At 62.5% G+C, this 12,525-nt stretch carries 11 protein-coding genes; 6 read left to right on the top strand and 5 right to left on the bottom strand.

The genetic code is table 11. From position 1 onward, the window contains the following. The first annotated feature begins 158 nt into the window (after nucleotides 1-158). The 3 genes from FJ977_RS04670 (at nucleotide 159) to FJ977_RS04660 (ending at nucleotide 3,324) form a co-directional block, all read left to right on the top strand. Nucleotides 159-1,133, top strand: coding sequence for an L-threonylcarbamoyladenylate synthase (locus FJ977_RS04670; RefSeq protein WP_140768972.1), 975 nt, complete (start codon nucleotides 159-161; stop codon nucleotides 1,131-1,133). A gap of 9 nt (nucleotides 1,134-1,142) precedes the next feature. After that, a complete protein-coding gene (locus FJ977_RS04665; protein ID WP_140768970.1) occupies nucleotides 1,143-2,573 on the top strand; it encodes an FAD-binding oxidoreductase in 1,431 nt (476 codons plus the stop codon). A gap of 184 nt (nucleotides 2,574-2,757) precedes the next feature. Further along, nucleotides 2,758-3,324 carry a DUF6101 family protein gene (locus FJ977_RS04660; RefSeq protein ID WP_140768968.1) on the top strand — a complete coding sequence of 189 codons (567 nt, stop codon included), beginning with the start codon at nucleotides 2,758-2,760 and terminating at the stop codon, nucleotides 3,322-3,324. A gap of 95 nt (nucleotides 3,325-3,419) precedes the next feature. On the opposite strand, the gene ubiA is transcribed toward FJ977_RS04660, so the two are convergent. Beyond that, nucleotides 3,420-4,403, bottom strand: coding sequence for a 4-hydroxybenzoate octaprenyltransferase (gene ubiA / locus FJ977_RS04655; protein WP_181179661.1), 984 nt, complete (start codon nucleotides 4,401-4,403; stop codon nucleotides 3,420-3,422). Nucleotides 4,404-4,471: 68 nt separating this feature from the next. Continuing rightward, on the bottom strand, nucleotides 4,472-5,383 hold the full coding sequence (locus tag FJ977_RS04650) for a LysR family transcriptional regulator (protein ID WP_140768964.1): 912 nt from the start codon (nucleotides 5,381-5,383) through the stop codon (nucleotides 4,472-4,474). Between the two features lie 90 nt (nucleotides 5,384-5,473). Here FJ977_RS04650 and FJ977_RS04645 point away from each other — a divergent pair, with 90 nt between their 5' ends. After that, a complete protein-coding gene (locus FJ977_RS04645) occupies nucleotides 5,474-6,295 on the top strand; it encodes a phytanoyl-CoA dioxygenase family protein (RefSeq protein ID WP_140768962.1) in 822 nt (273 codons plus the stop codon). A gap of 153 nt (nucleotides 6,296-6,448) precedes the next feature. Continuing rightward, on the top strand, nucleotides 6,449-7,726 hold the full coding sequence (gene purD / locus FJ977_RS04640) for a phosphoribosylamine--glycine ligase (RefSeq protein ID WP_140768960.1): 1,278 nt from the start codon (nucleotides 6,449-6,451) through the stop codon (nucleotides 7,724-7,726). A 17-nt stretch (nucleotides 7,727-7,743) separates the two neighbouring features. On the opposite strand, the gene FJ977_RS04635 is transcribed toward purD, so the two are convergent. Both FJ977_RS04635 and FJ977_RS04630 read right to left on the bottom strand, forming a co-directional pair. Continuing rightward, nucleotides 7,744-8,841 carry a glycoside hydrolase family 25 protein gene (locus FJ977_RS04635; protein WP_181179594.1) on the bottom strand — a complete coding sequence of 366 codons (1,098 nt, stop codon included), beginning with the start codon at nucleotides 8,839-8,841 and terminating at the stop codon, nucleotides 7,744-7,746. A 245-nt stretch (nucleotides 8,842-9,086) separates the two neighbouring features. Further along, nucleotides 9,087-10,529: a caspase family protein gene (locus tag FJ977_RS04630; protein WP_140768956.1), complete on the bottom strand. Its 1,443-nt coding sequence runs from the start codon at nucleotides 10,527-10,529 to the stop codon at nucleotides 9,087-9,089. Between the two features lie 428 nt (nucleotides 10,530-10,957). On the opposite strand from FJ977_RS04630, the gene FJ977_RS04625 reads away from it, so the two are divergent. Then, on the top strand, nucleotides 10,958-12,058 hold the full coding sequence (locus tag FJ977_RS04625; protein WP_246682817.1) for an autotransporter domain-containing protein: 1,101 nt from the start codon (nucleotides 10,958-10,960) through the stop codon (nucleotides 12,056-12,058). Between the two features lie 65 nt (nucleotides 12,059-12,123). Here the strand turns inward: FJ977_RS04625 and FJ977_RS04620 are convergent, their stop codons facing one another. Beyond that, complete coding sequence (locus FJ977_RS04620; RefSeq protein ID WP_140768952.1) at nucleotides 12,124-12,360, bottom strand: hypothetical protein; 237 nt, start codon at nucleotides 12,358-12,360, stop codon at nucleotides 12,124-12,126. Nucleotides 12,361-12,525 lie beyond the last annotated feature (165 nt).

Below are 12,525 nucleotides of genomic sequence, written 5' to 3'. Positions count from 1 at the left end.
CCAGACCCCCACGGTAGCGGACCGGAATTGATACCGGCTTTCGCGGAAACGTAGCATTTTAGGAATTGATAAATCGCCAAGACCCTCTCTTGCCCAACAGCCGGCTTGCCCAATAGCCGCCATCGTACTACGCAGCCGGCATCTGCGAGGTGACGAGAGTGGCTGAGATACTTGCCGTCGACGAAGCGCTGGAGCGGGCGCTGGCTCTGCTTCAGGGGGGCGATGTCGTGGCCATCCCGACGGAGACCGTCTACGGGCTTGCCGGCGATGCCACCAACGGCATCGGCGTGGCGCGTATCTTCGAGGCCAAGGGGCGGCCGCGTTTCAATCCGCTGATCGCCCATGTTGCCGACATGGTGATGGCCGAGCGCATCGCAATATTCGATCCGCTGTCGAGGAAACTGGCGCAGGCGTTCTGGCCAGGTCCGCTGACGCTGGTGTTGCCGCAGCGGCCCGGCAACGGCATCCATCCGCTGGTCGCGGCCGGGCTCGACACGATTGCCTTGCGCATGCCGAGGGGCTTTGGCGGTGACCTCATCGCAAAACTTGGCCGGCCACTTGCCGCACCCAGCGCCAACTCATCCGGCAAGATCAGCGCGACGACGGCACAAGCAGTGGCGGCGGATCTCGGCACGCGCATCAAGCTGGTGGTCGATGGCGGCGCGACGCCGGTCGGGCTGGAATCGACCATCGTCAAGGCCGAAGGAGGGAGCTTGCGGCTGCTGCGGCCGGGCGGCTTCGCCGCCGAGGAAATCGAGGCGGCCATTGGCGTGAAGCTGTTGCGCGGCGGCGCCGCCGGCATCGAGGCGCCGGGCATGCTTGCCTCGCACTACGCGCCGGGTGCCGGGGTGCGGCTCAATGCAGGAACGGTCGGCGAAGGTGAAGCGCTGCTTGCCTTTGGGGATCAGCGGGCCGAAGGCTGGCGTGATGCTGCAGCGTTCCTCAATTTGTCTGAAGCCGGTGACCTGCGCGAAGCGGCAAGCAATCTCTTCGCCTATATGCAGGAACTCGACCGCAGCGGCGCGCGCACCATCGCCGTTGAGACGATTCCTTTCGATGGTCTTGGCGAGGCCATCAACGACCGGCTCTCGCGTGCCGCCGCCCCTCGTGACAATGTACAGCCCGCACCGTAGTTTTCCCACATGACCGACATTTCGCAAAAACTCGATCCCGCTCTCATCGACCGCTTCGCGGCGATCGTTGGCGAAAAATACGCGCTGCGCGACGAGCAGGACATCGCGCCCTATCTCATCGAGCGGCGCGGGCTCTGGCATGGCGCGACATCGCTGGTGCTGCGGCCGGGCAGTGTCGACGAGGTCAGCCGGATCATGCGGCTGGCGACCGAGACGGGAACGCCGGTCGTGCCGCAAAGCGGCAACACCGGGCTGGTCGGCGCCCAGGTGCCGGACAGATCCGGCCACGAGATCATCCTGTCGCTTTCACGGCTGAACCGCATCCGCGAGATCGATGTCCTGTCCAATACGGTCACGGCGGAGGCCGGCGTCATCCTGCAGACGCTGCAGGAGGCGGCCGATGCCGCCGACCGGCTGTTTCCGCTGTCGCTGGCCGCACAGGGCTCCTGCCAGATCGGCGGCAACCTGTCTTCCAATGCCGGCGGCACCGGCGTGCTGGCCTACGGCAACGCGCGCGAACTCTGCCTCGGGGTCGAAGTGGTGCTGCCGACGGGCGAGGTGTTCGACGATTTGCGCAAGCTGAAGAAGGACAACACCGGCTACGATTTGAAGAACCTGTTCGTCGGCGCCGAAGGTACGCTCGGCATCATCACCGCCGCTGTCCTGAAACTCTTCCCGAAGCCGAAGGGCAGGGAGGTCGCCTTTGCCGGCATGTCGTCGCCCAAGGCGGCGCTGTCGCTCTTTACTTTGGCGATGGACCGGGCCGGCGCCTCGCTCACCGCTTTCGAGCTGATCGGTAAAAGGCCTTACGACTTCACGCTGAAGCATGGCCAAGGCATCACGCGGCCGCTGGCCGATGATTGGCCTTGGTATGTGTTGATGCAGGTCTCTTCAGGACGTTCCGAGGAAGACGGCAGGGCGCTGGTCGAGGAGATTCTGGCTGAAGCGCTCGAGCAAGGCATCATCGACGACGCAGTGGTCTCGGCAAGCCTTGCCCAGGGCGATGCCTTCTGGAATTTCCGCGAGACGCTGCCCGAGTGCCAGAAGCCCGAGGGCGCTTCGATCAAGCACGACATCTCGGTGCCGACAGCCGCGATCCCGGAGTTCATCGACAAGGCGGCCGGCGTGGTGGAAGGGGTCTGTCCCGGCGCCCGCGTGGTCTGCTTCGGCCACATGGGCGACGGCAATCTGCACTACAACATCTCGCGCCCCGTGGACTGGCATGACGAGGCGTTTCTCGCCCTCTACCATCCGATGAACAAGGCCGTGCACGATGTCGTGCGGTCCTTTCATGGATCGATCTCCGCCGAGCACGGCATCGGCCAGTTGAAGCGCGACGAACTGATCGCCACCGCGCCGCCGATGGCCATCGATCTGATGCGCAGGGTGAAGGCTGCCTTCGACCCTGCCGGCATCATGAATCCCGGTAAGGTTATCTGATCCTTTCAACATATTGTGCCCAGTGGCATTCCGATAACCATCCCTGAGATCAGCAAAATTTAACCGACTTTCTTAAGCGCGGCGGTAAGGAGCCCACGCTACTGTTTCCCCATAACGAGGCCGGGAAAACTGGCCCGGAGAGAACCGGACACCGGCTCTCAGGAGACAGACAGGAAGGCACTCTATGAACACTGGACTGAAGCCAGTCTGGGCGGGACGCAACATGCGCCTCGACCCATTCCGCCTGCCGCAGGTGGTTAGCTACGCCACACGCGACGACTATGGCGACGTGACCTTCACCATCGACCAGCGCGGCGCCGTGATCCGTCGCATGCTGGAGATGAGCGGCGTGCCGGCGATCATCGCACTGCCCGCCAATGCGTTCCGCGGCGTTGCCGCCCGCGCGATGGAGGATCCGGACGGCAATGTCACGGTTACCCTCGAACTCCTGCACAACGACCCAATGCTGTCGGTGCCCCTGCTGGTGGCCGACGACCTCGATGATGTCGCCGCCGACTGGCGCGCATGGGCCGATGCCTACCGCCTGCCGATGCTCCTGATCGAATCGGATGGCGTTGCCCGCACGCTGGAAGAATCGCTCGGCGCCGCCATCAAGACGCTGCCGCCGCAGGATCGCCGCAAGGGCCGCATTTCGACCACGCGCCGCCCGCGCTTCCTCGCCCGCCGCAGGGCCGGCAACCTTGGTCTCAGGCTGGTCATCGGCGGCCAGGAGATTATTTCGAGGGAGTGAGAAGCGGTTCGCGCAGCGAACGAAAAGCCAATTGCTTGGCTTTTCGAGCTTCGAACGCCCTGAGCCTGCGAAGGGCCAAGGCATAAGAAAAGCCGCTACACCAGCGGCTTTAGCGCCACCCACAATGCGCCGCCGATCAGGCCGAGGAAGATCAGCCAGCCGACCTGGTTGTTCGACCGGAACAGCCGCAGGCATTGGTCCGGATCGTTGATATCCAGAACCGCGATCTGGCGGGCCATGTGGGCGCCGGCGGCGATCAATCCCGCCAGCGCCACCACCGGTGCCTGCGCCGAGGCGAAGGCGATGGCGAAGCAGACCAGCGTGCCGCCATAAAGCCCTGCCAGCCACGCCTTGGTGTTGTCGCCGAACAGCCGTGCCGTCGAGCGTACGCCAACAATGGCGTCGTCTTCCTTGTCCTGATGCGCATAGATCGTGTCGTAGCCGACCACCCACAGGATCGAGCCGATATAGAGCATGATGGCGGGGCCATCGAGATCGCCGAACTCGACCGCCCATCCCATCAGCGCACCCCAGGAAAAGGCAAGGCCGAGAAACAGTTGTGGCCAATTGGTTATCCGCTTCATGAATGGATAGACGGCCACGATCGCCAGCGAGCAGATGCCGAGCAGAATGGCGAAGCTGTTGAACTGCAGGAGCACGGCAAGGCCGACCAGGGCTTGCAGCACAAGGAACAGCCAGGCCCGCCGACGCGTGGTCTGGCCGGACGGCAGCGGGCGCGAGCGGGTGCGCTCGACCTGGTTGTCTATGCCTTCGTCGACGATGTCGTTGTAGGTGCAGCCGGCGCCGCGCATGGCGATGGCGCCGACCAGGAACAGCACGAGATACCATGGCGCCGGCAGCAGCGAGAGCAGCGGGTCGCCGGGACGCGGATAGGCGCTCGCCGCGAGCGCCGCCGACCACCAGCACGGCCACAGAAGCAATTGCCAGCCGATCGGCCTGTCCCATCTCGCAAGTTGTGCGTAGGGCCAAACCGCGCGCGGCAGCACGCGGTAGACCCAATGGCCATTCGGCGCATCGGCGACACGGCCCTGGGCCGTTTTCGACTGGATGGGTTCCATGTCCATGGAGTGGCAGCAGGCGTGGAAACCGTCAAGCGGCAAGCGGAACAGGGACGACCGTCAACCCGTCAGGAGGCGAAGATGTCGCGCGTGGAAAACCAGGCCTTCGCTGTTTCGACAAATGCGAGTGCCGCGTTCGATACGCGCTGATGCGTGTCATAGGTGAGGATGATGCGCTGCATCGGCAGCGGATCCGATAGCGGCTTGCAGATCAGCGGCAGTCCGTCATAGCTGCGGTCCCCGTGCGGCCTTGTGTAGCTGACGGCGACACCAAAACCGTTCGCCACCATGCTGCGCTGAAGTTCAAACGAACTCGTCGCCCTGTCGGCCGCTGGCGCGAGACCACGGCTGCGGAACAGATCGAGCATGTGCTGCCAGCTCTGCGGCTGGTCCGTCGTGATCAGCGGATAGGCGGCCAGATCCGCCAGGCTGACCTCGGGGCGATCCACCAGAGCATGGCCTGCCGGCAACAGCGCGTGCGGTCGCAGTTCGTGCAGCAGGATACGGGCGAAATGCGATGGCAGGCCGAGGTCGTAACTGAGGCCAAGATCGATGGCGGCGTCCGCCACACGCCGCCCGAGCGTTTCGAACGTTTCGTCGCGAACGACAACAGCCACGTCTGGATGGCGCTCGGAAAACGCGCGGATGAGACCCGGTGCGAAATATGGCGCCAGATCCTCGAAGCATCCAAGCACCAACTCGCCGCCGACGGCCGAGTTGCCCGAGCCCAGGCTCATGAGTTCGTCCGTCGCGGCAAGAACCTGCTTTGCCTTCGCCACGGCGACACGGCCGAACGAGGTCAGCGAAACGCCGCTTCCACGCTGGCGCACGAAGAGCTTTTGCCCGAAATCCTTTTCGATCGCGTCGATCGCCACCGAAATCGACGGTTGGGAGATGTTCAGTGTCCTGGCCGCGCCGGTGACGCTGCCGTGGCGGGCAACCGCGACCAGATAACGCAACTGCGTGAGGCTTAGGCTCATAGTCTCACTCTATGTGTCAGATGAGAAGTTATTATTTTACTGAATGAGTACGGATTGCGATAGTCGTGTCGATCCTGAAAGGAGGACACCATGGCTTCCCAGACTGCTATCCGCGCCATCGACACCGACCTGATCGATGCGGACACAATCGCCGACTACCAGCGGGACGGTGCGGTCTGCATCCGCGGCGCCTTCAAGGGCTGGGTCGACACGATTGCCGCCGGCATCGAGCGCAATATGCAAAACCGCAGCGCCACCGCTTCCGACATCGCCAATGGTCGCGGCAGTTTCTTCGATGACTACTGCAACTGGGAGCGTATTCCCGAATTCGTCAGGGTGGTGCGCGGATCGCCGGCCGCCGAACTGGCGGCGGCGGTGATGCAGTCGCGCACCGCGCAGTTCTTCCATGACCACGTTCTGGTCAAGGAGCCCGGCACGCAGAAGCCGACGCCCTGGCATCAGGACATCCCCTATTATTTCGTCGACGGCCAGCAGACGGTAAGCTTCTGGATTCCCATCGATCCGGTAAAGGAGGCGACGCTGCGCCTGATCGCCGGCTCGCACAAATGGGACAAGATGATCCTGCCGGTGCGCTGGCTCGACGACAGCAATTTCTATGCCGGCGAGGGCGACTATCTGCCGGTCCCCGATCCCGACAACGATCCGTCCATGAAGGTTCTCGAATGGGAAATGGAGCCGGGCGATGCCATCCTGTTCGACTTCCGCACAGCACATGGCGCGCGCGGCAACCTTACCGCGGCACGGCGCCGGGCACTGTCACTGCGCTGGGTCGGCGACGATGCCCATTATGTCGAACGGCCGGGCCGCACATCGCCGCCCTATCACGGTCATGGCATGCAGCCGGGCCAGAAATTGCGCGAGGACTGGTTCCCGGTGGTTTTTCCCGCCTGAAGCGGGCCAGAATATGGGCGCCAGAATTCGGCGCCCATATTCGGCCGGGATAACGTTCCCGTGTGCAATTTTGATCAAAACACCCTGATGCCTTGACCCATCGCCCGGAGAGCAATAGCGGGTGCTCTCCAGGGTTTGCATTGTGAGGTGGCCATGAACGTTCTTCTTCTCGGCTCCGGCGGCCGCGAACATGCGCTTGCCTGGAAGATCGCCGCCTCGCCGCTGCTGACCAAGCTCTACGCGGCCCCCGGCAATCCGGGCATCGGCAGCGAGGCCGAACTGGTGAAGCTTGATATCACCGATCATGCCGCCGTGACCGCCTTCTGCCGGGAGAAAAAAATCGACCTCGTCGTGGTCGGCCCGGAAGGGCCGCTCGTCGCCGGCATTGCCGACGACCTGCGCGCCGAAAACATCCGCGTCTTTGGACCTTCGAAAGCCGCCGCGCGGCTGGAGGGTTCGAAGGGTTTCACCAAGGACCTCTGCGCGCGATATAACATCCCGACCGCCGCCTACGGCCGTTTCGGCGATCTGGCCTCCGCCAGGGCCTATGTCGAAAAGACTGGTGCGCCGATCGTCATCAAGGCCGACGGGCTCGCCGCCGGCAAGGGCGTCACCGTCGCCATGACGCTGGACGAGGCGCTGGCGGCACTCGATGCCTGTTTCGAGGGTTCCTTCGGAGCCGCCGGCGCGGAAGTGGTGATTGAGGAATTCATGACCGGCGAGGAGGCGAGCTTCTTCTGCCTCTGCGACGGCACCACCGCACTGCCCTTTGGCACGGCACAGGATCACAAGCGCGTTGGCGACGGCGACGTCGGCCCCAACACGGGCGGCATGGGCGCCTATTCGCCGGCGCCGGTGATGACGCCTGAGATGGTCGAGCGCACCATGCGCGAAATCATCGAGCCGACGATGCGCGGAATGGCCGATCTTGGCGCGCCCTTCGCCGGCATTCTGTTCGCCGGGCTGATGATCACGGACAAGGGGCCGAAGCTGATCGAATACAACACCCGTTTCGGCGATCCGGAATGCCAGGTGCTGATGATGCGGCTGAAGGACGATTTGCTGGTGCTGCTCAACGCCGCCGTGGACGGCCAGTTGGCGCACACCTCCATACGCTGGCGCGACGAGGCGGCGCTCACCGTGGTGATGGCCGCGCGGGGCTATCCAGGCACGCCGGAAAAAGGCTCCGTCATCCGCGGCGTCGAGCAGGCGGCGGGCGAAGGCGTCCAGATCTTCCACGCCGGCACCGCCATCAATGGCGGCGCTCTGGTTGCCAATGGCGGCCGCGTCCTCAATGTCACGGCGACCGGAGCCACGGTCGGCGAGGCGCAGGCGCGGGCCTATGCCGCGCTCGACCGGATCGACTGGCCGGACGGATTCTGCCGTCGCGACATCGGCTGGCAGGCCGTGGCGCGCGAGCAGGCGAGCTGAGATTACGGCGCGGCGGCTTATTGCTGGCCGCGGTCGATTTCGGTTGAAGCGGTGCTGACCGGATCGGCCCCGGCGAAAGCGGCGTCGAGCTGCTCGGGTGAACGCTGTTCGGTTCGCTTCCAGGCGACATATTGCACAATGCCGAAGCCCGGCCGGCGCGGCACCGTCTTCACCACAGGCATGCGGAACCCGTCGCGGAATTTCGACCAGCGCGAGCCAAGCACCGCGACCATTTCCTCGAACGTCGGCGGTGTTGCCACATCCGCATAGGTCAGTGTCGCCTTGCCGGCGAGCGCTGCCTCGCGCGAGAGCGGCACCGGCACGCTGGCAAGATAGTCCGATGGTACGTCGATCAGCCCGCCAAAGGGCCATTGCTGGCGCAGCGTGGCGGCATCGGTCGGTGCGACGTTGACGTCGATATCGTTAGGCGTGCCGGCAACCCTGTAGGGGCAACGGAAGCGGCCGCAATTGGCCTGCGCGGAGAATTGCCAGAGCGCATAGCCTTGCCAGTTGCCCATCGGAAAATGCACGTCAATATCAGGTTTGTAGCGCGCGTACCAAAGCGGCAACCGCGACAGGAGCCGGTACTTGTAGCGATTGTCGGCGATGTACTGGGCCGTCTTGCCGTTGGTATAGAGCACCGGGAAGCGGCCCATGCGCCGATGCACCTGGCGTACGAACTCCTCGGCATCTTCGAGCGACATCCATTGCGAGGGATCATTGCCCTCGAGGTCGAGAACCATGAGATCGTCCGGCGCGGGATCGGCAAAATCGAGGAAATTGTTGGCCTGCTCGACCGGGTTGCCGGGGCGGGCCAGGTGATAGGCGCCCCATTTCATGCCGAGCGCCTTGGCCACGACCCGACGCGTCTGGAACAGTTCGCGCGTCACCGCATGGCGTTTCCACAGCGCCTTGCAGAGCTTCACGTCGGTGTCGCCGCCAAAACAGAAATAGGGCGGCGGCATGCCGTCGGAAGCCTTGTTGATGAATCCGACGATGCGCTTGTCGGTGGCAAGTTGCGCCCAGTCGATTGAATTGTATTCGTAGGCATCGACCACCAGGGCGCGGTCGGCATTCTTCCACGGCTCGGAGAAATCCGAAGCCTGTGCCGCCATCGACAGCGCCACCGTCGCCGCGAAAGCCAGAGGCGTCAGTGCGTGTCGCCAGAAAATAGACAGAGGTTTTAGAGAAGCTGTATGCCCAGGGAAAAGGGGTTTGACGAGCGTTGGCACAGCGCTCTTTGAACGGCGATGGAAACGCCTTGGCAATTTCAAAACAGGGAATCCCCGTTGATCAAAGGCAAATCCTGAACCGTCATGGTTAAGGAATGCTTCTCGATGCCGGGGCACCCCGTGCCAGGTTAGAACACACCGCCAATTCCAATTCCGCCACTGATGTCGGGAGGGGGAGCGGCGGGACGCGACGATGGCGAGCGTGAGGGCGTGGAGGCCTTCCGGCTCGCCGCTCCCTTCTGGCGCAGCGGAGCGGTGTCCGACGCGACCTTCGCCGGCTTGACCTTCATGACGACCGGATCCTTGCAGACGCGGCCGGAGTGCAAGAAGAGATCGCCCAGAAGTTCAACCGTTGGCTCGGTCGCCGAGGCGACCCGCTTGGTGTTCTTGTAGTAGCTGTTGAGAGCTTGGACCGAGTGCTTGCCCCAATCTCCATCGACCGTCATGCGATAGCAGCCCAAGCGGCGCAATTCCGTCTGGATGTTGCGTGCGAGGTCGGTCGCTTTCGCAGGGGCCGGCTCATCGGCCGACGTGCCGACGATCAATGTTTCAAGACCGGAAACCACGCTTTGCCGGGCTCCTTCAAGGCTGGCAAGCTGCGTACCTGCCGGTTCCGGTGAAACGCTGGGCGGGGCTGAAATCTCGGCAGATCGCAATGTTTGTCCCACGATAAGCACGGCGGTCTGCAGGTCGTTGGAAGCAAGCTCGACCTGCAGTTTTTTCTTGGCGGCCGGGTCCGACAGAATGCGAGACAGGCTGGCGCTCAACTGAGCCGGGTCGAGCTCTTGTTGCTCGGTGAAATAGAACTGCTCGCGAAGGTTCGACTGGTCCCATGGAACCTGACGACCTGCGGTGAGTGCCTCGGTCTCGTTGCGAACGCGGATCATCATATCCGAGATGCTGAGCCCGGGAATCTCAACGTTCCTCAACAGGGCTGTGGTGAAGGGGCTGTTGTCTCCCGAGCCATCGGCCGTGATGTTGCCTGGCTGGGTCGCGAAGGCGACAAACGTGTTTTCACCCACTTCGACCTGTGCAAGGCCATCCATGACGCTGGCGCCTTTGCCGACCGGGTTGTTGCGGCAAGCGTCAAGAAAAATGAACGTCTGCCTCTCCCGGTTGGAAAACTTTGCGATCACGTCGTTTAGCTTGACCGCGCCCGCGGTCAGTTTTTCCAGGGTTTCGGGATCGGGTGTATCGACGGGCAGGAGATAGTTCTCCCCCTGCAACTGAACGCCGTGGCCGGCGTAGAAGATCGCCACGGCGCTGGCGGTCGCGAGTTTGCTGTCGGCCCTGTCAAAGAGCTTGGCAAACCCGTCCGACGAAAGGTCGAGCCCCGTCAGCACGTCGAAATTCAGCCTTTTCAGACTTTCGGAGAGTTGCGTGGCGTCGTTTACCGCATTGGTCAAATGTTGGAGGCGCGCGCTTTGGTAATTCGAATTGCCAATGACGATGGCAAGCCGCTTGCTTGGCTTTGATGCAAGCACTTCCTCGACCGCTGCTCGGGCCCCCATCGAACCGAAAAACACGACCAGCAGAATTGCAGCAAAGTGCCGGAAGAAACTGTGGGTCATGTCACGGGCTCGTTTCAGCTGCGACAACGTTCGCGCCGTCGAAGTGTCCGTCCGGCTGATTCGTCGCCCCTCGGACGCCGGAAACCCATATCTCCGAAGACCAGTGAATTTTACACCACAAACCGCCTCAAAGAAAGGGCGAGGGTCTCGCGACCCGCGTTTGATCGGTCGAGCGGGGCGGCCCGAACCATCGTTTTACACGCGCGTCGAAAGACCCGCTCGGCAAGGACCGCAGCCGTGCCGGCACGCGGAAATCGATTCGACATTCGAAACCGTATCTTCCCGGGGCATAACCTGTTATAGTCGTCATAGTGCAGTCGCACTATGACGAGCGCGCACGCTGAAGCCGGACGGATGTTTTGAATATCGTCGGCGAATTGCATCCCTGATTATTATTGTCTTACTTGTAATAAAGCGGGGAAATGACAATGACAGCAAGGAAATGGCATTTTGACCCGGTCAACGCGATTGCGCTCTCGATCGGTGCTATGGTCGTCCTCCTGCCTTCGAAGGCCGCTGCCTGCGTCTTCGTTGGCGAGGGGACTTTTCTGTCAGGGCAGTGCTATCTCAACGGCATAGCCAATGGCGCGGTTGTCGACACGTCCCTGGATGCGCTTCTGGGGGTTGTCGATAACGCAATCGAGTCAGATGTCGGCCTTGCGAACGGACCCCCGCAAGCTTTGTCGACGCCGTTCGGCGTCTTCGCTTCGGGCCAGTTGGCGCACACGAAGCACGACGGTTTTACGATTTCACAGGGACCGACCGTGATCACCGGACCGGATTTCGACGTCGACGAATTTTCCGCCGCGGTCAGCGTGGACTTCAACGCTGCAAAGCATTTCGGTTTCGACAATGAGCACGGTCTGAACCTGGGGCTGTTTGGCGGTTATGCATCGGCCAACGTAGACGCCAATGCGCTCGGTTTCTTTCCTCCCAACGGCGAAGCCACCAACAGAAGCGGCATGTTCGGCGGTTATGGGCTCTATCGTCGCGGCACCAGCTATATGCTGGTGGCTGCATCGGCGTTCCTCGGCAACACCGATGTCGAAAGCACGGGCCTCGGCTCCGGCACGTATGACACACAAGGCTACGCCGTGACGGGGTCGATCGGCCACATCTTCAACTTGACCGATCGGGTGCGCTTCGATCTGCGTGGCGGATTGCTTGGTGTCAGTTTCACCGGCGACGACTACACGGACAGCTCTGGCGTTTCGTACGGAAAAAGCCGCCTGTCATTTGGCGCGATCAAGTTCGAACCTGGAGTTTATGCCGATTATCAACTCGGAAACGGTATGGTGATCAGCCCTTACGCGCGAGCCGATCTGCAGCAGCGCTTCGGCTATTCAAACACCGCGAGCGTGTCCGGTATCGAGAGTAGCTTCGAAGATGCGGACTTCTCGGCGGCGGTGTCGGCAGGCTTCAATCTGAAAATGTCCCAATCGACCACCGTCAGCAGCGAGATTCGGGGCAAATGGTCCCAAGACAGTTCAACCGTCAGTGGCAAGCTGGGCGTAAAGATCGCCTTCTGAACATAGACGACACGATGGTCATTTCTGTCGCCGGCAACGCAAGATGCTCGGCGGGCGATTATCCGCTAGCGCCGGACGCTTGGCGGAAATTCAAACGGGTCGGGCGCGGGCTCCTGCTGCAGCGTGCCTTCGGCGGCGCGTTTGCGGTGGTGGGCCAGCGAGCATTGCGGCGAGCACAATATGCCGCGATCCGACCAGTAGGCCGCACCATGTTCCAGCCTGCCCTCATGGTACCAGAACCCCGGAGCGCGATAGGGCAGGCCGCATTCGATGCAGCGGTAGGCGTCGGGTCTGGCGAGCATGAGATGTTCCGGTCGGCTGGTTCTGGTCCGCCGCCGGTCGACTTGATCCGGCTTCGATAGAATTTAATACAGGCGAGCGCGATTGCAAAATCCGCGTGACAAAATTTGACGTTTACGTAAAAAGAAGATGGCAGACCGCCCAAAGGCGGGTAGTTTTGCGGTGGC

Origin of the sequence: Mesorhizobium sp. B2-1-3A (assembly GCF_006442655.1) — a bacterium.
Classification (GTDB): Bacteria; Pseudomonadota; Alphaproteobacteria; order Rhizobiales; family Rhizobiaceae; genus Mesorhizobium.
Note: the sequence above shows the minus strand (reverse complement) of the source record. Positions and strands in the feature narration are given on the sequence as shown.